Below are 25,908 nucleotides of genomic sequence, written 5' to 3' on the forward strand. Positions count from 1 at the left end.
TCAAATGTCACAAGGGATAGCCGATATAAAAAGCGAATGTACTATAAGTTATCTATGAAAAAGGAGGATCGGTCATTGTTTCGAAAACTACTCATTTCCATTATTTGCACCCTGCTTATCATGTGTCAGCTTCAAATGATGCCCAAGTCTGCATCAGCTGAAACGAAAAAAGCAGTCATTGCAGTTGATGGATTAAACATCAGAAGCGGCCCTGGACTAAGCTATTCTGTCATCGCCAGTGTGAAAAAAGGGGCTGTGTACTCCATCACAGACCAGAAAAAAGATTGGTATCAAATCCAATTATCAGGAAATAACAAGGGCTGGGTAGCCTCATGGCTGGTAACTCTTCAGCAATCGGCCCAAGCACCAAAAGCAAGCTCAGGCAGTTCTTCTGATACTGTCAAATCAAATGCCGAAGACTTGAGAATACGCAGCGGTCCCGGCACAAGCTTTCAGGTAACAGGAACATTTGACAAGGGACAAACGGCAGCATTTGTTCAGCAAAATTCAAATTGGGTCGAAATCTCTTTTAATGGGAAAAGAGGCTGGGTTTCCAGTCAGTTTGTTTCCTTACAAAAAAAGGAACAAGCTAAAGCTCCTGCTTCATCAGGGTCTAGGAGCGGAAAAGTCATTGCGACTTCACTGAACGTGCGCAACAAGCCTTCAACATCAGCCGCCACTATCGGCAGCTTGAAAAAAAATGCTTCTGTTGCGATTACTAAGACACAGGATAAATGGCACGAAATTCAATTTAATGGTCAAAAAGGCTGGGTACATAGTGATTTCATTTCTGCAAATTCCGTGCAGGCGCCTGTAAGCGGCGGCAAAAAAGGAAAAGTCACAGCAAGCTCCCTGAATGTCCGCAGCAGCGGCAGCTTAAATGGCTCTGTAGTTGGTTCCATTTCAAAAAATGCAGAGGTCACCATTCTTGAAACAAAGAACAGCTGGCATCATATTAAATACTCAGGAAATAAAAAAGGCTGGGTTTCGAGTTCCTATATTTCGATTGCAAGCGGACAGGGAAATACAGGTAATGGAAACACAAAAAGCCAATCTAAAGTCAGCATTTTGCAGGATGGGACAAATATTCGAAAAGGCCCATCTACAAATCAAAGCATTCTGAGACGCGCTAATGCAGGAGAACAATTTTCTGTTATCAGCAAAGAAGGCGATTGGTTTAAGATCCAGCTCTCCGGCAATACTGCAGGTTATGTAGCAGGATGGGTAGTCTCACAATCTGGTGAAGGCAGTTCTGTCTCAAGACCTGGCGGAGATGTTACCTCTTACTTAAAAAATAAAACCATTGTTCTTGATCCTGGACATGGAGGCCGTGACGGCGGGGCAATCGGCACTAGAGGTACACTTGAGAAGAATCTCACGATGTCTACCGCCAAGCTCGTTTTTGATAAGCTGAAAGCATCAGGGGCGGACGTGCACTTAACGCGCAGCAGTGACAGCTACATTAGCTTAAGCTCACGTGTCAGCACGGCTCATTACAGAGATGCAGACGCTTTTATAAGTCTCCATTTTGACAGCATCAATAATAGAAGCGTTAATGGAATGACGTCTTATTACTACAGTGAGTCTAAAGATAAGCCCCTGGCTTCACCTGTTCATTCAGAATTAATGAAACAAACGAAGTTAAAAGACCGCGGAACAAAATTTGGGGATTATCATGTTATCCGTGAAAATAACCAGCCTGCCGTTCTCCTGGAGCTTGGTTATGTCAGCAACAGCACCGAGGAGCTGACTGTACGCTCAAATGCCTATCAGGAAAGAGTGGCACAAGGGATTTATTATGGACTGGCGCAGTATTTTAAATAAGCTCGGAAAAACACTCAGGCTCTGGCTTGAGTGTTTTTTTCCGGTGCCAATATTAACTAATATCGTTCTTCATTTAATACAAAAAAACCGCCAGGCACTCAGTGCCCGGCGGTTTTCTTAATTCACCTGTGATTCGAGAATCAAGGTAACAGGACCGGCATTTGTAAATGAAACATCCATCATGGCGCCAAACTCCCCAGTTTGAACGGTAATGCCTTTTTCACGAAGCTTTGAATTGAAGTAATCATATAAAGGCTCTGCTTGATCAGGCTTGGCAGCTGCCATGAAATTCGGCCTTCTTCCTTTTCTGCAATCACCGTAAAGAGTGAACTGAGAAATGGATAAGACTTGTCCCCCCACATCAATCAGAGAAAGATTCATTTTTTGCTCCGCGTCTTCAAAAACTCTCAGATTGGCAATTTTATCTGCAAGGTAGTCAGCATCCTGTTCAGAGTCCTCATGTGTGACTCCTACTAAAAGCATAAATCCTTCAGAAATTTTGCCGACTGTTTCGTTATTTACTTTTACTTCTGCATCTTTAGCGCGCTGGACAACTATCTTCAAGACAGAAAAACCCTTTCTAGTTCATGATTCTTCTTACAGAATAAATATCAGAAATCTGCTTAATTCTCTCCACAACTTTGTGAAGATGGCTTATGTTGGAAATGGCAATCGCCATGTTGATTGTAGCTACTTTGTTGCGGTCAGATTTGCCTGCAACAGACGAAATGTTGGTCTTTGTTTCGTTGACAGCCTGAAGGACCTCATTTAAAAGTCCTCTTCGGTCATAGCCGAGTATTTCGATTTCAACGTTGTACTCTTTACGGCCATCAAGCTGTGTTTCCCATTCAACCGGGATCAGACGGGCCTGTGCTTCTTCCGTATGCACATTTGGACAGTCATCGCGGTGAACAGATACTCCTCGTCCTTTTGTAATGAAACCGACTATTTCATCACCTGGTACAGGATTGCAGCATTTGGATAAACGGATCAGCAAGTTGTCAATTCCTTTTACACGGACCCCGCTGTCACGCTTTTTAGATGAATATGGACGCACTTCAGAAATGACTTCTGAAATATCTTTCTCTTGTTCCATATCGCGTTTTTTGCGCCATTTTTCAGTCAGGCGATTCGCAACCTGTGCAGCCGTGATGCCGTTATAGCCTACAGCGGCATACATATCCTCATCATTTGAGAAATTGAATTTTTCAGCTACACGCTTTAAATTATCACTCGTTAAGACTTCTTTTAATTCAAATTCGAGATTTTTAATTTCTTTCTCGACCATCTCTTTACCTTTGTCTACATTTTCCTCGCGGCGCTGCTTTTTGAAGAATTGGCGGATTTTATTTTTCGCCTGAGACGTTTGGGCAAGCTTAAGCCAATCCTGGCTAGGGCCATAGGAATGTTTCGATGTCATGATTTCGATGATATCGCCGGTTTTTAATTTATAATCCAGGGTAACGATTTTGCCGTTTACTTTTGCACCGATTGTCTTATTGCCGATCTCAGAATGGATGCGGTAGGCAAAGTCAATCGGAACAGAGCCTGAAGGCATTTCAATCACATCGCCTTTAGGCGTGAAAATAAACACCATATCAGAAAACAAATCGATTTTTAATGACTCCATAAATTCTTCTGCATTCGTTGTATCATTTTGAAACTCGAGAATTTCGCGGAACCATGTTAATTTTTGTTCAAGTGTTGACTGCTCTTCTGTCTCTTTGCCTTCTTTGTACGCCCAGTGCGCAGCGATCCCGTATTCTGCAATCGTGTGCATATCCTTCGTGCGGATTTGAACTTCAAGAGGATCCCCTTTAGGACCAATCACAGTAGTATGAAGGGATTGATACATGTTGGGCTTCGGCATGGCAATATAATCTTTGAATCTGCCTGGCATCGGTTTCCAGCATGTGTGGATAATGCCCAGGACCGCATAACAATCCTTGATGCTGTTTACAACAATCCGAACAGCAAGTAAGTCGTATATTTCATTGAATTGCTTATTTTGAAGGGCCATCTTTCGGTAAATGCTGTATATATGCTTTGGACGGCCTGAAAAATCAGCTTTAATATTTACTTCATGTACCCGATTTTTCACTTCGCCAATGACTTCTTCTAAATAAAGCTCACGTTCAGCACGCTTTTTCTTCATCAAATTCACGATGCGGTAATACTGCTGCGGATTCAAATAGCGCAGAGCTGTGTCCTCAAGCTCCCACTTTATCTTTGAAATCCCCAGACGGTGCGCAAGCGGCGCGAAAATTTCAAGCGTTTCATTAGAGATTCTCCGCTGCTTTTCTTGCGGCAAATGCTTAAGTGTGCGCATATTGTGAAGACGGTCAGCAAGTTTAATTAAGATCACACGAATGTCCTGTGCCATTGCGACAAACATTTTACGATGATTTTCAGCCTGTTGTTCTTCGTGAGATTTATATTTAATTTTTCCGAGCTTTGTAACCCCGTCCACTAGCATGGCGACTTCATCATTAAATGTTTGTTTCAAGTCATCAAGTGTGACGTCCGTATCTTCTACGACGTCATGTAAAAATCCACCCGCGATTGTCGACGGATCCATGTCCAAATCAACTAAAATCCCTGCGACCTGTATAGGATGAATTATATATGGTTCACCCGATTTACGGTATTGTTCACGATGCGCTTCTTCCGCAAAATCATAGGCTTTCTGAATGAAAAGCAAGTCTTCATCCGTTAAATATCGTTTTGCCTTCTCTATGACCTGCTCAGCAGTCAGTACTTGTTCATTAGCCATGGAATCACCTTTACAATGAAAACTTTATTGTACCTATTATCATGAAAAACACAGAAGAAGTAAAGAGAAATACTGTCTTTTCTGTGCCCAATTAATGGCTGGTACCTGCCTTAATATAGAAAAAGCACCCATTCCCGAGTGCTTTTCCCTATGTGATTAAAATTTCATCAGTGTCAAAATATCGTAATCATCCAATTTGCTGCGTCCGTCAAGGTAGCTTAATTCAATTAAGAAAGCAATGCCGGCAACGACTCCGCCAAGCTCTTCTACCAATTTAATTGTTGCTTCGATTGTTCCGCCTGTAGCAAGCAGATCATCTGTGATCAGAACGCGCTGACCCGGCTTGATGGCATCTTTATGCATAGTAAGCACATCTTTGCCATACTCAAGACCATACTCTACGCGAACAACTTCGCGGGGAAGCTTGCCTTCTTTGCGGACAGGCGCAAAGCCTACTCCAAGCGAATAAGCAACAGGACAGCCGATGATAAATCCGCGTGCTTCCGGTCCTACAATTATATCAATGTTTTGCTTGCGCGCATATTCAACAATTTGATCTGTTGCATAGCGGTAAGCATCCCCATTGTCCATTAGTGTTGTAATATCTTTAAACTGAATGCCCGGCTTCGGATAATCCGGAACCACTGTTACATATTTCTTTAAATCCATATTAAGTTTGTCCTCCTCATGCATTGACAAGCGTTGACGATATTTTCATTCTTTCATCAAACCATGTTTTTAAATCCTGGAATGACGAATATAGCAGCGTATTTTCAAGCTCTAATTGCTGAAGCTTGGAAGCATACGCAGTAGATTCGGCTAGATCTCTTTTTGGCGGATGATGATTGACAGAAATAATGCCATTCTCTATTGTAGCAAATTCCAGGTCAAAAAACACCTGTGACATGAAATCTATTGTTTCATTTGACCAGCCTTTATGTCTGGCAAGCGCTTCTGCGTGTTTTTTTAAGTCAAATGTCCCTTTTTGTTTCAAAAATCCATAATACCATTTAAAATGTTCCCTTGTCGGGATTGTGGCAAAAAAATGTTCCGTATGCTGATGGAAAATAGCATAAATCCGGTCAGGACGCGCCTGTTCAAAAAGAGCATTCAGATGGTTTATTGAAGATGGCGTATCAATGAACGTCACATATTTATCCTTTAAATCCAATCCTTCTGCTTCTTGGCCGTTTTCCAAGAATAGAAGATTAAGGTCCAGCCCCTCAAGCAAAGTGAGCGTTTCCTTTTGGAAAACAATATGGACATTTTTTTTGTCATTCATTTTTTCAACAGCTTTCTGAAGATTGCGGGTTCCTCTAGCATCAAACAGCTGCCATTCATTGACAGCTAGATCCTGGATCATGAATTGCGGTTTACGGAAGTTATTCCATTCATTGATGGATAATTCTCCAACCATTGACACTTTTGCAAGAGGTGCCATATGATCGTGCAGATGCCCGAATCCAAATCCGATACAATCGAGCTGCTGATGATTTTGTTCCACCGCAAGCTTCAAATGTGTTTGATCTGAACCTATTTTCCTCATTGATCCCAGTTGAATGGAGTCAAGGAGGAAGAGAGGCTTGGGATTGCTCATTCCAAATGGAGCAAGCAGTCCGATTTCTTCGATGGAGTCCGTAGTGATTTCGGTTAAAGCACATTCCGCATCAATTTTTTTTAGGGGAATGAAGTCTTCTTCAGTCAGCTTCTCAGCTGCAAGAGCATTCAAACGCTGTCTTAATTGATCAACATCTTCTATGTTAAGAGTCATTCCAGCAGCCATTGGATGTCCTCCGAAATGCGGCAGGATCTCCCGGCACGTTGACAAATTAGCAAATAAATCAAAACCGGCTATGCTTCTTGCAGATCCTTTAGCAATTCCCTTGCCGTGATCAATACTTAAGATAATTGTAGGCCGATAATATTTCTCTACCATTCTCGAAGCTACTATCCCGACCACTCCGGGGTTCCAATCTTCTTTTGCAAGAACAAGCACCGGATTTTCCTCAATCGGATACATGGATTCTACCTGTTCTATCGCTTCTTCGGTAATTTGCGAGACGATTTTCTGTCTTTCTTTATTGAGAAGGTCAATGTCTTTTGCAAGACTTTGAGCCTCCTCAGCGTCTTCTGTCATAAGGAGATGAACGGCCGGATCAGCAGACGAAAGCCTTCCTATGGCATTTATCCGCGGCCCTATCGCAAATCCGATCGTCTCTTCATTGACATCTTTTCCTTCAGCTCCTGCTACTTTAAGCAGCGCTTTTAAGCCTTTTCGTTCTGTTCGTTTTAATTGCTGAATTCCAAGACGTGCAATCAGACGATTTTCTCCATGAAGCGGAACAAGATCGGCGATGGTTCCTATTGCAGCAATTTCAAGCAGATGCTCCGGAGCTTTCCCAAGCAGTGCATGGGCAAGCTTAAAAGCAACACCTACACCCGCTAACTCTTTAAAAGGATATTGGCAGTCAGGCTGCTTTGGATGGATGATCGCGTACGCATCAGGAAGAACTGGTCCCGGTTCATGATGATCGGTTATGATCAGATCAACGCCAAGCTCTTTTGCAAGAGCCGCTTCATTCACGGCCGAGATCCCTGTATCCACAGTAATGATTAAAGAAAATCCTTCTTCATGAGCATGTCGGAAAGCCATCTCATTAGGACCGTAGCCTTCAGTAAATCGATTAGGTATATAAAAATCAGCAATAGCTCCGAGTGAGTTCAGCGTTTCAAGCAAAACGGTCGTAGAACTCACTCCATCTGCATCATAATCTCCAAAAATCAAAATCTTTTCTTGATCTGCAATCGCATCGTTTATACGCTTAACAGTTTTGTCCATTCCAAGGAGCATGAATGGATCAAAAAAACCATGCTTTTCAATATTCAGGAATTGGTCGGCCTGCTCAGCAGTCTCAATTCCGCGATTCAGCAGCAGAGAAGCAACCAGAGGCGTAACATTCATCGCATTTATCAATTCATCAGCTTTATCCGGATGAGGTTTGGAAATGTCCCATCTAGTCTTCGCTTTCAGCAAAAAAATCACCCCTTAACCACACTATTATACTAGAGTCGGTAAGGGGTGACAAACTGGAAATTATAATTCCTCTGATGTTTGGCCTATTTGCTTGGCGCCATGTGCACTGCTGTTCGTTTCATGAACACGCGGATCTTTTTTCAGCGATTCGTTTTCATTCAATAATTCTGCCTTTTCTTTTTCAAGGACTTTCACTTTGCGCTGAAGAGCGTAAATTCTTGTTAATCCTGCAGAAGCAATCATTAGGCCTCCAAGCAGAACGGAACCGAGAATAATTAGAATCAGCGGCCATTTGGCTTCACCGAATAAATAGTCCACTTCAACCGGATCCACATTTATGACAGCAAAGATTGCAACAATAAGTGCAAAAAGGATCGCAAATATAAAGCTCCATTGTCTCTTCATTTTCTTTCCCCCTTCTGAAAATCTCTTTTCTTTTACCCTTTTTTTGAATTCATTAAAACAAATTAGGATAAAGGGATGTTCTATAGCATGTTCTTATCCTAACCAGTTTCAGTAAAAATTAAAGAACCGCGATTTCTCGCGGTTCTTTTTATACAACTGGTTCATCATGGTCCTGGACTTTTTTCATCTTGCTTTTCTTTTGAATCTCTTTCCATTTCCAGATCATCCAAAGCTGCGATGCGATGAATAAGGAGGAATATGTTCCTGAAACTAACCCTACCAATAAGGCAATTGAGAAGTTCAAAATCGACTCACTGCCGAAAATCAGCAAAGCAATTACAGCGATAACAACTGTTAAAACAGTGTTTAAAGAACGCGTGAACGTCTGCTGAAGACTGCGGTTTACGATACTTTTTAAATCATCGTATGTTTTCACTTTTGTCTTTTTATAAAGCTCGCGTATCCGGTCAAAGGTAACGATCGTATCATTAATCGAGTATCCTACAATCGTGAGAATGGCTGCAATAAAAGTAATATCCACTTCAAGCCTTGTGAAGCTGAAGAACGCAATGATAAAGAATGCGTCATGTAAAAGCGCGATAATCGATGCAAGTGCCATTTTAAATTCAAAGCGGATGGAAACATAAATGATAATTCCGATAGATGCAATTAAAATTCCGTACAATGCATTTCGTGCCAGTTCCTTCCCGACTGTCGGCGAAACTGTGCTTACGCTCGGTTCTTTTCCGTATGCTTTGTTAAAATGATCCTTCACTTCGGCAATTTCATTTTTGTCAAGAACGCCGATAAGTCTCGCAACGGCAATTTGATTATTATTGCCTGAGAGAACGATGTCTTTTGCTTCAAGATCAAGTTCAGCAAATTCCTTTTCCACTTCTTCTGCTGTTAATGATTGATCTGAGCCCACTTCAATACGTGTGCCGCTGGCAAAATCAATGCCAAGGTTCAGCCTCATTACAAGCAAAAGAACAATTCCGGCTACCAGGAGCAGGCCAGATAGAGCAAAAAACTTTTTCCGGTGCTTAATAAAATCCACGTTATCAAAGCTGGTTGGAGCGTCTACATCTTCAGTAGACTTGCTCAAATCAATTATATCTTTCTTTTTAACGCCGAAATATCCCGGTTTCTTATCCAGCCATCTGCTTTCTACAAGGAGCCACAGCAGGATTCTTGATAAAAAGACAGATGTTAAAAAGCTTAAAAGAATACTTAATATCAGCATTGTTGCAAAGCCTTTAACAGAGCTTGTTCCAAAGAAGAACAGTACCCCGCCTGCGAGCATTGTTGTAATATTTGCATCAAAGATGGTTGCAAAAGAGCGTCTGTTGCCAGCTCTGAAAGCAGATCGGACTGATTTGCCAAGCTTGATTTCTTCTTTGATCCGCTCGTAAGTAATAATGTTGGCATCAACCGCCATCCCTACTCCTAAAATTAAGGCAGCGATACCAGGCAAAGTTAATACCCCATTCATCCAATCGAATACTTGAAGAATAAGATAAATGTATGTACTTAAAGTAACAACTGCGATAATACCTGGCAATCTGTAGAAAAACAGCATAAAGGCAAAGATGATTCCAATGCCGACAATACCCGCAAGAACCGTTTTCTGCAGTGCTTCTTCACCAAACTGCGCTCCTACGGAAGTAGAATACGTTTCATCGAGTTTAACAGGAAGAGATCCTGCATTTAGAAGATTCGCCAGATCCTTGGCTTCTTCAACTGTGAACTGTCCAGTAATGGTTACATCAGTTGTGTTGAAGACTTCGCCTACATTCGGATTAGATAAAAATTTAGGTGATTCTTTTACAACTTCTTTTTTATACGAGTCGCCTTCTTCAAAATCAAGCCAGATGACAAGCTGATTTTCAGGCTGCATCGCTACGATCTTTTCTGTCACGCTTTTAAACTTGGCAGCATCCTTCAGTTTAACGGCCACGATTGGTTCTTGTGTATCGGGATCAAATGTCTGCTTGGACGCGCCCTCCACAAGATCTGAACCATTCATCATGACTTTATCGTTTACATCACGGAATGTCAGTTCTGCCTGTGTTGAAAGAATTTCCCTTGCCTGGTTTTGATCCTTTACACCGGCTAGCTGGACTCTGATTCTGTTTTCGCCTTCAATCTGTATGTTCGGTTCACTGACTCCAAGCACGTTTGCTCTCTTCTGCAGAGCATTCACTGTACTGACAAGTGCATTGCGGTCAATTTTGTCACCTTCATTAGCAGGCTCTACGTCATAAAGAATTTCAAATCCGCCCTGAAGATCCAGACCAAGCAAAATATTATCTGCGGCTTTGTTGCCAAAAGCGCCAATCAAACTTCCTACGCAAAGGACGAGTAAGAAAAAAGCAATAATGCGTCCTTTTTTTATCATGTTGTTTCCTCCTTAGAAAAAAACCATTCAATATGTATTACCCTTCACTTATACCAAGCTTTTTGCCTTCTTCGCTTTCAAACCAGCTGCCCGCCTTATAAGATTCAATCGTAGCAAATGTCATGAATTCGTTTGGCTTGATGGCCATAATATCAGCAACCATTTCATACACCATCAGCTCATTTTTTTTCTTCCATTTTTTATTTCTTAGGAAATTCCAAAGCTCTTCTACTGTCACCTCGCCGTAATCAAGGATTTTAAATTCCTCTGCTTTGCTGACTAGCGCCGGCTTTACGTGATGGCGGTATTTTTCGATTTCATCCTTTTCCATCATGACACGCTCCTTTACCTGAACATTTGCGGATAATTTATTTTGAATAAGCCTCTGCTTGAACATACTTGTCATGCTTGGCCAATCATAGCGCATATAGTAATTGTATATGATTACAAGCTATTTGAGAAGGCAGGGAAAGCCATGTCAAAGCAAACATTTTTACAGGGAACGTTAATATTGATTGCGGCCGGTCTGATTACAAGGGTACTGGGCTTTATAAACCGGATTGTTGTAGCTCGTTTTATCGGGGAGGAAGGCGTCGGGCTATATATGATGGCGATGCCTACATTGGTTCTGATTATTACGATTACCCAGTTCGGTTTGCCTGTTGCGATATCAAAATTAGTTGCGGAAGCAGAAGCTGAGGGAAATCAGCGGAAAATCAAAAAAATCCTGATTGTCTCTCTTGCCATTACAGGAACACTCAGTCTTTTATTTACTCCGGCCATCGCTCTTCTCGCACCCTATTTATCAAATTCTTTACTGACTGACCCAAGAACACTATATCCTCTTCTTGCCATAACACCGGTTGTTCCAATTATCGCCATTTCATCCGTTCTCAGAGGATATTTTCAAGGAAAGCAGAACATGCGTCCTGCAGCGATCTCACAAGTACTTGAACAAATCGTCCGTATCTCATTAATCGCGGTTTTCACAAAAACATTCCTGCCATATGGAATTGAGTACGCAGCAGCAGGAGCCATGGCATCTGCCGTTATTGGAGAACTGATTTCTCTCCTCTATTTATTCTCAATGTTTAAAATGAAAAAGAAATTCAAAATCCGAAGGAAGTTTTTTAAATCACTCCACGACGGAAAAGATACCTTCCAAAACTTAATGAGCATTGCGCTCCCGACAACCGGAAGCCGCATGATTGGTTCCATCGCCTGGTTTTTTGAGCCGATTGTTGTGGCACAAAGCTTGGCTATTGCAGGATTTACAGCAGCGATGGCAACCAGACAGTACGGTGAATTGACAGGGTATGCCCTTCCGCTTCTAATGCTTCCGTCATTTATTACATATTCCTTATCTACAGCACTTGTCCCCGCAATCAGCGAAGCTATGGCACAAAAAAAGCTGCACCTTGTCCAGCACAGACTTCAGCAGGCATTCAGACTGTCTCTTGTGACAGGCGGGTTCGCCGTAGTTATTTTATATATCTATGCTAAGCCAATGATGACGGTTATGTACGGAAGCAGCCACGCGGCCATCTTTGTTCAGGTTATGGCTCCCTTTTTTATCTTTTACTATTTTCAGGGACCTCTTCAAGCCGTTTTACAGGCTCTAAATTTGGCAAAAGCCGCCATGATCAACAGCTTTGTCGGCTCTGCTATTAAAACAGCCCTGATCTTTCTTTTAGCAACGCGGCCATCTCTCGGAATCATGGGAGCCGCCCTTGCCATTGTAGCAGGGATTATGCTTGTCACGCTGCTTCATTTAGCAACCGTCATGAAGGTAATCTCTCTCTCGATAAGGATTGGAGAATATGCCAAGTGCTTTTTGACAATGATTCTCTCCGGCATAGCAGGTTTTTATTTCTACCAGCTGCTTTCTCTCGGCATGGGAAAAAAGTTAATCATTTCGGTTTTGTTTACATTTACAGTTTATTGCATCCTTCTCGTCATCTTCCGTTTAGTTCACAAGGAAGAAATAAAAAGGATACCGTATATAGGAAACACTCTTTCTAAGTTTGCACCTCGCTGATGATTATTTTTCATCTCTCAAATCGATGAAAAATGCACCTTTATTATGTGTGCAAAAAGAGATGTTTTTGATATCGGAATAGCCAGAATCCCTAAGCTGCTGCCTGAGCCAGAAGTTTGTTTTGCCAATACGGTACAAGTTCTCTTCCTGAATTGATCCGTCAATAATTAACGGCAGCTGCAGCTCCTGATGCTCATGCTCATGTTCTTTTTTAATAACAGATAGCTTTCCTGATGGTTCAAGAATGGCAAAATCAACTTCGCTGATGTCGTTAATTTCCTTTTCCCTGAGCTGGATGAGCAGATCATCAAAATTATAGCGCTGCGTTTTCATGGCGCGTTCATTGATTTTGCCTCTATCAATAATGATTGTTGGTTTTCCGTCGAGCAGTTTTCTTACTTTGTGATTTTTAAGGGACAGATAGGCAAGGCCAATCTGTATGCTCAGAAGCAGGAACATTGGTATAACGGTATGTATTAAGGGATCATCCGTATTTTCAATGGCCATTACAGCCATTTCGGCGATCATTAAAAAAACAACTAAGTCCAGGATGCTTAACTCGCCGATTTCCCGCTTCCCCATTAATCTGAAGATGATTAGAATAAGAAAATATAAAAAAATGGTTCTTCCGATAATGATCAAATGCTCTTCCATCTCACATCCTCCTCACCTTTGTCACATAGGTTTATTTTGAACGGATAAATCATTTTCATGTAAAGCAAATTGATTCTATTTTCTTTTGATGTGAATAGGATGGTAATAAGACGAGCAAAAACAAGCTGACTGGGATAAGGGGGAGATTGCAATCGAAACGCGAAGATGGGGTAAAGCCATTCTTTACGGATTATCCAGCATTTTAATGGCAGCACTTGCAACAAGCTTACTTTTTTCATTGCTGCTTAAATTCACTGGCTTAACGGAAGATTCCATTAAATGGTTTATACTGGGCCTCTCATTTTTAGCCGTTTTCATCGGGGGTTTTATTGCCGGAGGAAAAGGAAAAGAGCGCGGATGGCTGATCGGGGGCACATCAGCCGTCCTTTATACATTAATTATCTTTTTATTTCAATTTTTAGGCTACGGAAAAACATTTACAATGGAGCAGACCATGTATCATGGCGGTTTTCTTGCTATAGCCATGCTCGGAGGCGTTATGGGAGTGAATTTGTCGGGTTCCTCTAAATAAAGCAGAAAGCAAAAAAGAAGCGCTTAAACAGCGCTTCTTTTTGTTCATGCCTTATGTATTAGGCTTTTTCCATCGTGATGCCTTTTTGTTCAACAACGTCGCGAATAGCGCGGCGGTCAAATGTGAGGCGTGAGCCATCACCAGCTTTGATGATTACTTTTTCTTCGTCGATTGAATCAACGATGCCATGCATACCGCCAATCGTTACGACTTTGTCGCCTTTTGAAAGACTGTCCTGCATTTCACGCACTTTCTTCTGCTGTTTCTGCTGAGGACGGATCAATAAAAAATAAAAGATCGCGAACATTAAGATTAACGGGCCAACCGTAGTCAATAATTCCATATTTTTCACCCCTTTCAAGTGTTAGAAGTTTTTAGCATTCGGCTTGTTAAACCCATATTGTTCAAAGAATTCATCTCTGAAATCGCCTAATCGGTCTTCGCGGATTGCCTGTCTGACCTGCTCCATTAATTTTAACAGAAAATGAAGGTTATGGTAAGAAGTTAATCGGATCCCGAAAGTCTCGTCACACTTCATGAGATGGCGGATATAAGCACGGCTGTAATTGCGGCAAGTGTAGCAATCGCAATTCTCATCAATCGGACCGAAGTCACGTGCATACTTAGCATTTTTTACAACTAAACGCCCGCTGCTTGTCATCAATGTGCCATTACGCGCAATACGCGTCGGCAGTACGCAGTCAAACATATCAATTCCTCTGATCGCCCCGTCAATTAGAGAATCCGGAGAGCCGACGCCCATCAGATAACGTGGTTTATTGGACGGAAGCAATGGAGTTGTTGATTCAAGCACACGGTTCATAATGTCTTTGGGTTCTCCAACGGAAAGACCGCCGACTGCATAGCCAGGGAAATCCATTGAAACTAAGTCTCGGGCACTTTGCTTTCTTAATTCTTCGTATTCTCCGCCCTGTACAATCCCAAATAGTCCCTGATCTTGCGGACGCTCATGAGCGTTAAGACAGCGCTCTGCCCATCTGCTTGTCCGCTCTACTGATTTTTTCATATAGTCATATTCAGCCGGGAACGGAGGACATTCATCAAATGCCATCATAATATCAGAACCTAGGGCATTTTGAATCTGCATCGCTTTTTCCGGGGACAAAAACAATTTGTCGCCGTTCAGATGATTTCTGAAATGCACGCCTTCTTCTTCTATTTTGCGGAATTCGCTTAAACTGAAAACCTGAAAGCCGCCTGAATCCGTTAAAATCGCGCGGTCCCAGTTCATGAATTTGTGAAGCCCGCCCGCTTCCTTGACAATCTCATGACCAGGACGCAGCCATAAATGATACGTATTGCTTAAGATGATGCCTGCACCCATTTGCACAAGTTCTTCCGGGGACATTGTCTTTACAGTAGCCAAAGTTCCTACCGGCATAAACACAGGCGTTTCAAACGACCCATGAGGTGTATGAACACGGCCGAGTCTTGCACCGGTTTGTTTACAGGTTTTAATTAATTCATAACGTATTGGTGATGACACCTTTTTTCCTCCTTCAAGGCTGTTTTTCTTTAGATGATAAGCATGGCATCGCCAAAGCTGAAGAATCGGTATTTTTCCTTGACTGCCGTTTCATAGGCATTCATGACATGCTCTCTTGTAGCCAGCGCACTTACAAGCATTATCAAAGATGATTTTGGCAAGTGGAAGTTTGTGACCATTCCATCAATAGCACGGAATTCATACCCGGGATAGATAAAGATATTTGTCCATCCGCTGTCCTCGATGAATGTTCCATCATTTTTTGAAGCGATGGTTTCAAGAGTGCGTGTTGAAGTAGTCCCTACTGAAATAATTCGTCCGCCTTCAGCGCGCACTTGATTAAGCAGCTGGGCTGTTCCTGCACTCATTTGATAAAATTCAGCATGCATCTCATGTTCTTCAACTACATCAGCGTTTACTGGCCGGAATGTTCCAAGACCAACGTGCAGAGTGATAAAGACAATATGAACACCTTTATCTTTCAATTGATCTAAGATCTGCTCTGTGAAATGCAGTCCTGCAGTCGGGGCTGCAGCTGATCCCCTCTCTCTGGAGAAGACAGTCTGGTACCGCTCCTGGTCATCCAGCTGCTCTTTAATATATGGTGGCAGCGGCATTTTCCCTAAAGAGTCTAATGCTTCATAAAAAATCCCTTCATACTTGAACTCAAGCAATCTTCCGCCGTGTTCAGACTCCCCTGTGCAAACAGCATGCAGAATGCCGTCTCCAAATACAAGCTCGGTGCCGATTTTTACACGTTTTGCCGGTTTCGCGAGAACTTCCCAAACATCTCCTTGCTCTTGCTTAAGCAAAAGCAGTTCAATTTTAGCCCCCGTGTCTTTTTTTTCCCCAATTAAACGGGCAGGCAGAACACGGGTATTATTCAGAACCAGACAGTCTCCCTCATGAAAATAATCAATGATTGATCTGAATTGTTCATGCTGAATCGAGCCGGTCTCTTTATCCAGGACCATCAGTTTAGAAGCATCCCTTTCTAAAAGCGGCACTTGTGCAATTAGTTCCTCTGGCAAGTTAAAATCAAATAAATCTACTTTCATTGTTTTTCACCTTTTCTATTATTTAAACCGTCCGAAAACATTAAACAAGATCGTCAGCAAGATACTGATTACAATTGATGTAACGATCGGAAAATAAAACGTTGTGCTGCCTTTTTTAAAGACAAAATCTCCAGGCAGTCTTCCAATGAGCTGCATGAATAATCCTGCGAAAAAAAGAACGGCGCCCATCATCATCAGGATTTTGGGGAATTGGGTCATTTTTCTGGAGCCTCCATTTGAAAGTGATGGTAAACTGCTTCCGTTACCATTCTACCCCTTGGAGTGCGTTGTATAAAACCGATTTGCAAAAGATACGGCTCATATACATCTTCAATCGTGTGTGATTCTTCTCCGATTGTAGCTGAAATCGTATCAATTCCGACGGGACCGCCTTTATACTTTTCAATGATCCCCATTAAAAGCTTGTGATCAATATGATCGAGGCCCAATCTGTCGACCTGAAGTTTTTCTAATGCTTCCTCAGCAAGACTCCCCGATACAGTCGGCTCGCCAAGCACCTGGGCAAAGTCCCTTACCCGTCTTAATAGCCTGTTTGCGATTCGAGGCGTACCCCTTGATCTTCTTGCAAGTTCCAGGGAAGCTTCTTTTTCCATGCCGATCCCTAATATGTCTCCAGTCCGTTCAACAATGAGAGACAACTGCTCTTCATTATAATATTCCAGCCTGCTGAGAACACCAAACCGGTCTCTGAGCGGAGCCGTAAGCAAGCCAACGCGTGTGGTGGCCCCTATAAGAGTAAACGGCGGCAGATCAAGGCGGACAGAACGGGCAGATGGGCCCTTTCCAATCACAATGTCGAGACAGAAATCCTCCATCGCCGGATACAGGACTTCTTCAATTGAGCGCTGAAGACGATGGATTTCATCAATAAATAAGACATCCCCGGGCTCAAGAGCTGTTAAAATGGCAGCCAAGTCTCCCGGCCTTTCAATAGCCGGTCCTGATGTTGTGCGGATATTTACGCCCATTTCGTTTGCGATAATCGTAGCAAGCGTTGTTTTCCCAAGGCCCGGAGGACCGTATAAAAGGACGTGATCCAATGTTTCGCTTCTGAGTTTAGCGGCTTCAATAAAGACTTTCAAGTTTTCTTTTACTTTATCCTGTCCAATATACTGAGATAAAGTCTGAGGTCTTAAACTTAGCTCGATTGCACCTTCATCTAGGTCCGCTTCACTTGATACAAGACGTTCATCCATGTCTTTTCACCTTACTTTAATAGCTTTTGCAAAGCTTTTTTCACATACTGATCAGTTGATAGCTCTTCTTCCATAAGTGATGGAACGACCTTGTTAATTTCGCGTTCAGCATATCCCAGCACCTTTAGAGCTTCAAGTGCCTCATTCAGGGCTTTTGATGCTGTTTCTTTTTGTTCATGCTCTTCATGCGTAAACAAATCAGGAGCAAGCTCCCCCGCTACATCGGCAAGCTTTCCTTTGAGATCAAGAATAATCTGCCTCGCAGTCTTCTTCCCAACCCCAGGAAACTTAACAAGAAACTTCTCGTCTTCATTTTCGATCGCACCGACTACTTGCGCAGGATTTCCTGAAGCAAGTATGGCAAGCGCTCCTTTTGGTCCGATACCTGTAACGTTCAGGAGCTTCATAAATAATGCTTTTTCTTCTCTTGTATGAAAACCATATAACGCGAGGATATCTTCTCTGACATGCTGATATGTATAAATCGTCACTTCTGAAGATCGATTGCGCTGATAGCTGAATGGATTTGGAGTGTGCACCTGATAACCGATTCCGCCATGGTCAATGACAATAAATTCCGGAGTAACAAAATCAATATAGCCTTTTATAAATTCAATCAAAACGTTAGTCACCTCTTTACAACTGTACCTCATTGTATCATAATTTTTTCTTTTGCCTGTAGTATTAATCATTTAAAAAGGCTCTTTTCGTAAACTTTGTTGCTATAAAACTAGATATTTTAGACCATGAGTGGATTGCAGCGGAAGGAACTTGACTCCTGCGGGAAAATAGAGGGAAATGGGAGACCCCACAGGCTAAAAGCCGAGGAGGCTCCCACCCTCCCCGCGGAAAGCAAGTTCCTGGAGCGGAAAGGAACGGACAACATTTATCTGCGAAAACAGCCTTAAAAAAAACAATGAAAATCCTCATAAACACAGAAAAAGCCAGCGCTTTTGCACTAGCTTTCTTTATTTCACATCTGCTGGTGATGAATAGGCTTTATATGACTGAATGACCTTTAAGTACTGATCTTTTGATTCTATGCGAATTCCCTGCCTTAATTCATCATGCTTTCGTGTTTCAAGTTTTTTAACATCAATTTGAAAGAATGACTGAATAATTTCCGAAGCATCATCAGGCTTTCCATTAAAAATAGAGAAGACACCTTCTGATGAAATGCCGAAATACCCGTTTGCTTTTAGTAAAGGGGAGATATCATCCACTTCTTTTTGAAAAATAATCTGATGATCGTCCTGATCAATTAATTGCCAATCCTCATATTTCGCCCAAAAATCCTCCATTGCCAGAATGGTTTCGGTTTTCACTTCTTCACTGATTTCACCATCCAAATAGATTCGTTCGAGCACCACTGTAACGGTCAGCGGACCGCTTACCTCATAGACTTCATTTTCCGGTTCTGCTGCATTCTCTGATGCACTGGATTCTTTCTGATGGAAAGAAGGAATGATGAAAAATAATGTGACTATGACGCAGGCAAAGGCACCAATCATTAAACGATGAGACGACATCATCACATACACCCCATATCATGAGCTATTTACCATAAAGGCAAGTATTCGTCATTTCTAGTTTGACCAAAAATAGAAATTTTAACCTTTCATGATTTTTTTCTTCTAATTAGATAATAAAAAAACAGAAAAAAGGGGCATCTATATACAGATACCCCCTTTCATTGTTTATCTTGCTTGCTGAAAGGGCTCTTTCATGACATTGCCCATATCATCAAAAAGATCTCTAATATCTTCATTGATTGTATTTTTCGGCTGTCCTGTTTCAATATTGTCATTAATCGTTCTGACACGATTAAATGTGCCTTCATCGGTGACAACTTTAATATCTTTGCCTTCAGCTGCCGGACGCACTGCATTCAAAACGGCATTTTTAACGTCTTTGTCGTTTTTGTCATCCGTATCAATGGCAACAAGCACCTGATCTCCATTTACAACCGTGCGGACATCATCGACATCTTTGACATCTGCAGCTTTTTCAGAAACATTTTTAGCAATGGCTTCATCTTGGTCATTGTAATAATTGACTTGCTTCACCTGACCATGATAATTTTCATCTGTTCTGCTGAAACGGTTGTCTTTTTCAATCATGCCGTCTTCATTAGAAAGCGGGGCTGTTGGATTATCCATTCTTCCATTATGAAATGCGGTATCACGATCATTTACTTTTGTGAAGTAATTATCATTCATGTCGCCTTCCATCATTTCTGTCAATGGTCCATCATTATCCACGTTATCCACTCCATCGTTGTTGTTATTGCGGTGTTCATCTGAATAATAACCGATAGGTCTTGTTGAATCATCATATCTCGTGTCAAGTGCGCCTTCATTATTGTTGCAGCCTGCAAGTCCAGTCGCAGCTATTGCAATTGCAGCAAATGCAGTAACTTTATGCCTCAATATTAAAACCCCCCTGATTTTCCTGTCGCGAGCAAATTACGCTCTTGTATAGGTTGCTCGTTCAGGGAAGCATTAATCTGTTAGTTAACGGTAAGTCCTAAAAATAATGGAGGCAATTTTTTAGTTGAGGGTGACCTGAATGGAACTAGGGAAAAATAAATGGAGAATCTTTTTCAAATTTTTAAATGCGGATCTTATCTTATTTTGATTGATAAACACACAATTGTTTGCGAAATTTTTTTATAAAGTTTAATCGCGAAACGATTTTTGATCTCTGCCAAGTGGTTCAGGCAAAGCCCCTCTTTGATTCCCCAATTTGATGAAAATGCGTGAAATGTGTACTCTAAGCCCTGTTTAATTCCTTAATTTCATGTAAGAGGGTGAAAAGTGTACTTAAAGCACCTGTTTGATTCCTCAATTTCATGTAAGAGGGTGAAAAGTGTACTCAAAGCGCCAGTATGATTCCTCAATTTTATGTAAAAGCGTGAAATGTGTACTCAAAGCGCCGGTATGATTCCTCAATATTATGTAAAAGCGTGAAATGTGTACTCAAAGTGCCGGTATGATTCCTCAATTTCATGAAGAACCGTGAAAAGTGTACTCAAAGCCCCTGTACCTGCACATGGAATTATAAATAAAAAAAAGAGACGAACAATATGTCTCGTCTCTTAGATCTATATCAATCGTCGTCGTCCTCATCATCAAATCTCGGCATCCCAAATTGACCACCATCACCGAATTGTCCCGGCATTCCGCCAAATTGACCTCCTTGACCAAACTGCCCCGGCATTCCGCCAAATTGACCTCCTTGACCAAACTGCCCCGGCATCCCGCCAAATTGACCGCCCTGACCAAACTGCCCCGGCATCCCGCCAAATTGACCGCCCTGACCAAACTGCCCTGGCATTCCGCCAAATTGACCGCCCTGACCAAACTGCCCTGGCATCCCGCCAAATTGACCGCCCTGACCAAACTGCCCCGGCATTCCGCCAAATTGACCGCCCTGATCAAATTGTCCCGGCATTCCGCCATAGCCTTGCCCAGGTCCGCCGCATCCGCAATCTTTTTTATCCATTGCAGGGCTTACTTGCGGAGGCATATTGTTCATCATCCCTTGATCCCATGCACCGGCTACACCCTGCGGCATATTTGGACCGCCGCTGAACGCTCCTTGAACTTGAGGCTGAAATCCGAAACCCGGACCCGGCATCGGAGGAGACATCGGATAGCAGCCAGGCGGATATCCTCCTGGGCCTCCAAATCCTGGACCGCCGAATCCTGGACCACCGAATCCTGGGCCTCCGAATCCTGGGCCTCCAAATCCTGGACCACCGAATCCTGGGCCTCCGAACCCTTGCTGACCATACGGCATTTGCATTTGCTGCTGAGGCATATATGCTCCCATTACGTCATCGTCATCATCATCATCATCAAATGGCATTTGCTGCGGCATTCCCATGCCAGGGCCTTGCTGATACGGCATACCATATGGCTGCATTTGAGGTCCGCCGAATCCTGGACCTCCGAATCCTGGGCCTCCAAATCCCGGACCGAATCCTGGTCCTGGCATCACTGGTGAAACTGGATAACAGTCATCCCCGCCCGGAAAGCCTGGACCTCCAGGTGCCTGATCCTGGGCACCGGCGACTGCACCAGGGTTCTGATACGGAGCCCCGCCCTGGCCGCCAGGAAATCCTTGTGGACCCTGACCGCCCTGATAAGCCCCCATAACTCCTTGCTGCGGCATGTTCGGCTTATTTTCCATATCCTTTGTGGCCTCCTCTTTATTAGCAGGTGAAACTGATTTTGGCTTTTCAGCTGGTTTTTCAGCCGGTTTTTGAGCTGGCTTTTCGGCTGGCTTCATCATCTCAGGCAGAACATTTGACGGCTTTGGCGGAAGCTGCGGCTGCGGTGCCTGCGGCATCATCGCCATATTCAGCATGTAGTAGTTATTAATATCTAGCTCTGGATATGCTGGCTGTTTAATGTTCGGCACTGGAGGAACATATGGCACCGAGGGCTTTTCTTTCGGAACTTCCTTCGGTTTGGTATCTGTGACATCCATCACTTGTTTCGGTTTTTCTTTTGCAAAAGGATGCTCGGATTTCGGCATTTCCTTTTTCCCTGAAAAGTTAACCTTTGTTTCATTCTTAACAGGAACTCCTTCGCTTGGAACCTTTATTTTCATTCCAGGCATGATTAAGTCAGGGTTGCTTAGCTGAGAGTTCATCTTTTTCAGTTCTTCAAAATCTACCCCATATTTTTTGGCAATTTTCCAAAGCGTATCGCCTTTTTGAACAATGTGGATTTTCAACCTTTCCCCCTCCTATGCTTGAAACTTTATCGCATATGATTAGCAGGCAATTATGCCATTCTTCTTCATCACAACTTATGCTTAAGAAGACAAATATATGTTTCCCGGCCAATAAAAAAACTGACAAACTTAAGACGAAGACAGCATGCGGCTGCACTTATTTTCATCTTATTTTGTCAGTTCCATTTTATACGTGTTCAAGCATTCGCTCTAAAGCGAGAACGGCATGTTCTGTTGTTTTTGGATCAACTTTAATTTGATTGATGACCTTACCTTCTTCCAGTCCTTCGAGTGACCACAATAAGTGTGGAAGGTCAATTCTGTTCATCGTCAAACATGGGCACATAAACGGATTCAGCGAGACAATTTCCTTATCAGGATGCTGGTCAATAATCCTTTTCACAAGATTCATTTCTGTTCCGATTGCCCATTTGCTTCCGGCAGGAGCTGCTTCAATCGTGTCGATGATATATTTTGTAGAGCCTGCCAAATCACTTGCAGCAACTACTTCTCTGCTGCATTCCGGATGTACGATTATTTTCATATCAGGCTTAGTAAGGCGCAAATCTTCGATATTTTTCACCGTGAATTTTTCATGGACGGAACAATGGCCTTTCCATAAAATTACGATAACATCCTCTGGATTTCCATCAAATTCAAGCTCGTTTGTCAGCGGATTCCAAATCGCCATTTTATCAAGCGGAACGCCTAAGTTATAAGCCGTATTTCTTCCTAAATGCTGATCCGGCAAAAATAGAATCCGCGGTTTTTGTTCAAAAGACCAGCGCAGCATTTTTTCTGCATTTGAGGAAGTGACAGTTGCCCCGCCATTTTTCCCGACAAATGCTTTAATTGCTGCGGTTGAATTCACATAGGTCAATGGCAGAATTGTATCCCCATACATTTCCTGAAGCTTTGTCCATGCCTGCTCAGTCTGATCAATATCCGCCATATCAGCCATCGAGCATCCTGCTCTCATATCAGGCAGCAGAACATTTTGCCCTTCACTCGTCAGCATGTCTGCTGTTTCAGCCATAAAATGCACGCCGCAAAAAACGATGTATTCTGCCTCTTTGTTTTCTGCAGCGGCCTGTGCAAGCTGCAGGGAGTCCCCCGTAATATCTGCAAACTGAATAACCTCATCCTTTTGATAATGATGACCGGGTATCAGCAGCCGGCGGCCAAACTTTTCTTTAATCCGTTTAACTCTTCCGATCATTTCAACTTCTGTTAGTTCTTTATAATGCGGCGGCATTTTTTCATTTGTTTCAAATTGAAGCATATCCAGTACATTCACTGTAACTTCCTCCTTATTCTGCATTCATGCTTAAATCAAGAGATTTGGCGGAATGAGTCAGCATTCCGAGTGAAATATAGTCCACTCCGGTGTCACCGTAATCACCCAGGTTTTGAAGGGTAATACCTCCGGAAGCTTCTGTAATGATTGATGGAGGTGTCAGATTGGCAAAAGCTTTCACTTCTTCAGGTGTCCGGTTATCAAACATAATAATGTCCGCCTTTGCTTCAATTGCTTCCAGGAGCTGTTCCTCAGATTCTATTTCAACCTCTACTTTTATCATATGCCCTGCATGCGCCCTTACCTTTTTTACAGCTTCAAAAATAGAACCGCTGCTTGCAATATGATTATCTTTAAGCATAATTCCGTCATACAGGCCAAATCTGTGATTGTATCCTCCGCCGCACCGAACAGCATATTTTTCAATCATTCTCAGGCCTGGTGTCGTTTTCCGGGTATCAGTAATCTTCGTATGAGCAGAATTCAGGCAATTCACTGCCTGATTTGTCAGTGTCGCAATTCCGCTCATTCTTTGAAGCAGGTTTAGGATGACTCGTTCTCCAGTAAGAAGGGAACCTATTGGACCTTCAATGACAGCTGCATGCTCTCCTATATTTATTTGTTCACCATCTTGTTTCAGAAGGTTAACTGATACATGACGATCAAGGATTTCATACCCTATTCTGATCACATCCGCACCCGCAAAGGTCCCGCCTTCCATGGCGGTAATTATGGCTTTTCCCCGCTGATCTTTTGAAAAAATATACGAGCTTGTAGCATCATGATCACCGATATCTTCAATAAAGAAAGCTTCTAATTGTTTTTTCAGTTTAAGTAAATTCAATTTCCATCACCTCTGAATCATTCTTTAACCCTCTATCGTATTTAGAAAGAAGAATTTGTTTTTTCAGCCATAACCGGTCTTCTTTATAGGGGTAATCTGTTCTAAAATGGCCGCCCCTGCTTTCTGTTCTTCTCAGTGCAGAAGCCACAATAAGCCAGCCTGCTGTCAGCATATTTATTTTTTCGTATTCTTTATTTGTGAAATTATTCACATTGATATCCCAAAAAGAGATTGGCAATAAGAATTTCTCAAACCAGCATTTTGCATTAAAAAGTCCTTCTTCAGAACGCTCAATGGCAGCAAAGGTTGTCATCATCCACTTTATCTCTTCCGTGGAAGGTAAAATGATTTCCTGCTTCCTGCTGGTTCTCGTTTTCACTGACTCAGGTTCTTCACATGCATGTTGAGGAGAATGTAAGATGGACATGCCTAGACGGCTGCCAAAAACAAGGCCTTCAAGCAGTGAATTACTTGCCAGTCTGTTTGCGCCGTGAACTCCTGTGCAGGCAGCTTCCCCAACTGCATATAACCGGCTGACCGAAGTTTTGCCATCTATATCTGTTTTGATCCCGCCCATAAGAAAATGCATTCCCGGGGCTACTGGAATCAAGCCTTCATTTAGGTTGACACCATGTTTTTTACACATTGCCGAAATCGTTGGAAAGCGGCTTTCAAAGGCTGGGATGGACGAGATGTTAAGGAACACACGGTGGCCTTTTTTCATCTGTGAAAAAATCGTTCTTGCAACGATATCCCTTGGAGCAAGATCTCCAAATGCATGAATACCTTCCATGAATCGAATTCCACTCTCATTTTGAAGGAAGGCTCCTTCTCCTCTTACTGCCTCAGATATAAGCCCTACACATTCACCATTCACCAGAAGCATCGTCGGGTGAAATTGAGTAAATTCCATATCCGTGAGGACAGCCCCCGCCCGAAATGCCATTGCAAGTCCGTCACCTGTTGTAACCTGTGAGTTGGAAGTATGTTTGTATAGACTGCCGCAGCCGCCCGTTGCGAGAATGGTGTGCCCGGCAACATACCGCTTAAGGTCACCTTGAGCATTCCGCGTAAAAACCCCCCTGCATATTCCGTCAATAATAATAAGGTCGAGCGCCATTTCATCTTCAATGATTTCTGTGTTTTCATTTAGCTGTGATAATAAAAAATGAATCACAGCTTTTCCTGTGGCATCTCCGCCTGCATGAAGAATTCTGCTGAATCTGTGTGCTCCCTCCTGACCAAGCAGTAAATTACCATCTGTATCCTGGTCAAACTGAAATCCATCTTTTATAAGACCAAGAACTTCTTTTGCCCCTTGCTTTACAAGCAGTTCAGTTGCAAAAGCATCATTATGATGAGATCCTGCCGTTATCGTATCTTCGTAATGACCCTTCCAGCTGTCATATTTATCCACAGCTGCTGCAATTCCTCCTTGGGCCAGCATAGAATTGCTCTCGTATTTAGTTGATTTAGTAAGTATGGTGACTTTTCTTGAAGATTGAAGCTGATAGGCTGCAGACAGAGCTGCAATGCCGCTTCCGATAATGACTGCATCCGTTTGAGGCACAAAATAACCCCCTA

22 protein-coding genes and 1 pseudogene are annotated in these 25,908 nt (G+C 42.6%); 3 read left to right on the forward strand and 20 right to left on the reverse strand.

The window, feature by feature from the left end; genetic code table 11:
- The first annotated feature begins 75 nt into the window (after nucleotides 1-75).
- Nucleotides 76-1,824, forward strand: coding sequence for an N-acetylmuramoyl-L-alanine amidase family protein (locus tag AC3ISE_RS16150; protein ID WP_489221758.1), 1,749 nt, complete (start codon nucleotides 76-78; stop codon nucleotides 1,822-1,824).
- Between the two features lie 117 nt (nucleotides 1,825-1,941).
- Here AC3ISE_RS16150 and dtd read toward each other — a convergent pair whose 3' ends face one another.
- The 7 genes from dtd to AC3ISE_RS16185 form a co-directional block, all read right to left on the reverse strand.
- Nucleotides 1,942-2,388, reverse strand: a complete 447-nt coding sequence (gene dtd, locus AC3ISE_RS16155) for a D-aminoacyl-tRNA deacylase (protein ID WP_489221759.1) — start codon at nucleotides 2,386-2,388, stop codon at nucleotides 1,942-1,944.
- A 16-nt stretch (nucleotides 2,389-2,404) separates the two neighbouring features.
- A complete protein-coding gene (locus AC3ISE_RS16160) occupies nucleotides 2,405-4,597 on the reverse strand; it encodes a RelA/SpoT family protein (protein ID WP_309192514.1) in 2,193 nt (730 codons plus the stop codon).
- A 156-nt stretch (nucleotides 4,598-4,753) separates the two neighbouring features.
- Nucleotides 4,754-5,266: an adenine phosphoribosyltransferase gene (locus AC3ISE_RS16165; protein WP_070879771.1), complete on the reverse strand. Its 513-nt coding sequence runs from the start codon at nucleotides 5,264-5,266 to the stop codon at nucleotides 4,754-4,756.
- A 16-nt stretch (nucleotides 5,267-5,282) separates the two neighbouring features.
- Complete coding sequence (gene recJ / locus AC3ISE_RS16170) at nucleotides 5,283-7,631, reverse strand: single-stranded-DNA-specific exonuclease RecJ (RefSeq protein WP_489221760.1); 2,349 nt, start codon at nucleotides 7,629-7,631, stop codon at nucleotides 5,283-5,285.
- A gap of 60 nt (nucleotides 7,632-7,691) precedes the next feature.
- A complete protein-coding gene (locus AC3ISE_RS16175; RefSeq protein WP_489221761.1) occupies nucleotides 7,692-8,036 on the reverse strand; it encodes a LapA family protein in 345 nt (114 codons plus the stop codon).
- Nucleotides 8,037-8,184: 148 nt separating this feature from the next.
- A complete protein-coding gene (gene secDF / locus AC3ISE_RS16180; protein WP_489224360.1) occupies nucleotides 8,185-10,431 on the reverse strand; it encodes a protein translocase subunit SecDF in 2,247 nt (748 codons plus the stop codon).
- Between the two features lie 40 nt (nucleotides 10,432-10,471).
- Nucleotides 10,472-10,768, reverse strand: coding sequence for a post-transcriptional regulator (locus AC3ISE_RS16185; protein ID WP_286166033.1), 297 nt, complete (start codon nucleotides 10,766-10,768; stop codon nucleotides 10,472-10,474).
- Between the two features lie 141 nt (nucleotides 10,769-10,909).
- Here AC3ISE_RS16185 and spoVB point away from each other — a divergent pair, with 141 nt between their 5' ends.
- Complete coding sequence (spoVB, locus tag AC3ISE_RS16190; RefSeq protein ID WP_489221762.1) at nucleotides 10,910-12,472, forward strand: stage V sporulation protein B; 1,563 nt, start codon at nucleotides 10,910-10,912, stop codon at nucleotides 12,470-12,472.
- A 3-nt stretch (nucleotides 12,473-12,475) separates the two neighbouring features.
- On the opposite strand, the gene AC3ISE_RS16195 is transcribed toward spoVB, so the two are convergent.
- Complete coding sequence (locus tag AC3ISE_RS16195; protein WP_489221763.1) at nucleotides 12,476-13,126, reverse strand: DUF421 domain-containing protein; 651 nt, start codon at nucleotides 13,124-13,126, stop codon at nucleotides 12,476-12,478.
- 151 nt (nucleotides 13,127-13,277) lie between these two features.
- Between AC3ISE_RS16195 and AC3ISE_RS16200 the strand changes: the two genes are divergently transcribed.
- Nucleotides 13,278-13,658, forward strand: coding sequence for a TIGR04086 family membrane protein (locus AC3ISE_RS16200; RefSeq protein WP_489224361.1), 381 nt, complete (start codon nucleotides 13,278-13,280; stop codon nucleotides 13,656-13,658).
- A 58-nt stretch (nucleotides 13,659-13,716) separates the two neighbouring features.
- On the opposite strand, the gene yajC is transcribed toward AC3ISE_RS16200, so the two are convergent.
- From yajC to nadB, 12 genes and pseudogenes are all read right to left on the reverse strand, one after another.
- The gene (gene yajC, locus AC3ISE_RS16205; RefSeq protein ID WP_309192509.1) at nucleotides 13,717-14,001 is read right to left on the reverse strand and encodes a preprotein translocase subunit YajC; all 285 of its coding nucleotides are present in this window, start codon (nucleotides 13,999-14,001) and stop codon (nucleotides 13,717-13,719) included.
- A 21-nt stretch (nucleotides 14,002-14,022) separates the two neighbouring features.
- Nucleotides 14,023-15,165 carry a tRNA guanosine(34) transglycosylase Tgt gene (gene tgt / locus AC3ISE_RS16210; protein WP_070879764.1) on the reverse strand — a complete coding sequence of 381 codons (1,143 nt, stop codon included), beginning with the start codon at nucleotides 15,163-15,165 and terminating at the stop codon, nucleotides 14,023-14,025.
- A 29-nt stretch (nucleotides 15,166-15,194) separates the two neighbouring features.
- Nucleotides 15,195-16,223, reverse strand: coding sequence for a tRNA preQ1(34) S-adenosylmethionine ribosyltransferase-isomerase QueA (queA, locus tag AC3ISE_RS16215; RefSeq protein WP_489221764.1), 1,029 nt, complete (start codon nucleotides 16,221-16,223; stop codon nucleotides 15,195-15,197).
- Between the two features lie 18 nt (nucleotides 16,224-16,241).
- Nucleotides 16,242-16,442, reverse strand: coding sequence for a DUF2905 domain-containing protein (locus AC3ISE_RS16220; protein ID WP_070879762.1), 201 nt, complete (start codon nucleotides 16,440-16,442; stop codon nucleotides 16,242-16,244).
- On the reverse strand, nucleotides 16,439-17,440 hold the full coding sequence (gene ruvB / locus AC3ISE_RS16225) for a Holliday junction branch migration DNA helicase RuvB (protein WP_489221765.1): 1,002 nt from the start codon (nucleotides 17,438-17,440) through the stop codon (nucleotides 16,439-16,441). The genes AC3ISE_RS16220 and ruvB overlap by 4 nt, the downstream gene beginning before the upstream one ends.
- A gap of 11 nt (nucleotides 17,441-17,451) precedes the next feature.
- Nucleotides 17,452-18,060: a Holliday junction branch migration protein RuvA gene (ruvA, locus tag AC3ISE_RS16230; RefSeq protein WP_489221766.1), complete on the reverse strand. Its 609-nt coding sequence runs from the start codon at nucleotides 18,058-18,060 to the stop codon at nucleotides 17,452-17,454.
- Nucleotides 18,061-18,408: 348 nt separating this feature from the next.
- Nucleotides 18,409-18,972, reverse strand: coding sequence for a BofC C-terminal domain-containing protein (locus AC3ISE_RS16235; protein WP_489221767.1), 564 nt, complete (start codon nucleotides 18,970-18,972; stop codon nucleotides 18,409-18,411).
- 165 nt (nucleotides 18,973-19,137) lie between these two features.
- Nucleotides 19,138-19,869, reverse strand: coding sequence for a YhcN/YlaJ family sporulation lipoprotein (locus AC3ISE_RS16240; protein WP_489221768.1), 732 nt, complete (start codon nucleotides 19,867-19,869; stop codon nucleotides 19,138-19,140).
- Nucleotides 19,870-21,754: 1,885 nt separating this feature from the next.
- Nucleotides 21,755-22,183, reverse strand: a pseudogene (gene safA / locus AC3ISE_RS16245) (SafA/ExsA family spore coat assembly protein); the annotation flags it as partial.
- Between the two features lie 187 nt (nucleotides 22,184-22,370).
- Complete coding sequence (gene nadA, locus AC3ISE_RS16250) at nucleotides 22,371-23,438, reverse strand: quinolinate synthase NadA (protein ID WP_489224362.1); 1,068 nt, start codon at nucleotides 23,436-23,438, stop codon at nucleotides 22,371-22,373.
- A gap of 55 nt (nucleotides 23,439-23,493) precedes the next feature.
- Nucleotides 23,494-24,324: a carboxylating nicotinate-nucleotide diphosphorylase gene (gene nadC, locus AC3ISE_RS16255; RefSeq protein ID WP_489221769.1), complete on the reverse strand. Its 831-nt coding sequence runs from the start codon at nucleotides 24,322-24,324 to the stop codon at nucleotides 23,494-23,496.
- The gene (gene nadB, locus AC3ISE_RS16260; RefSeq protein WP_489221770.1) at nucleotides 24,311-25,894 is read right to left on the reverse strand and encodes an L-aspartate oxidase; all 1,584 of its coding nucleotides are present in this window, start codon (nucleotides 25,892-25,894) and stop codon (nucleotides 24,311-24,313) included. The genes nadC and nadB overlap by 14 nt, the downstream gene beginning before the upstream one ends.
- Between the last annotated feature and the right edge of the window lie 14 nt (nucleotides 25,895-25,908).

It is taken from the genome of Metabacillus sp. KH_069 (genome assembly GCF_057838075.1).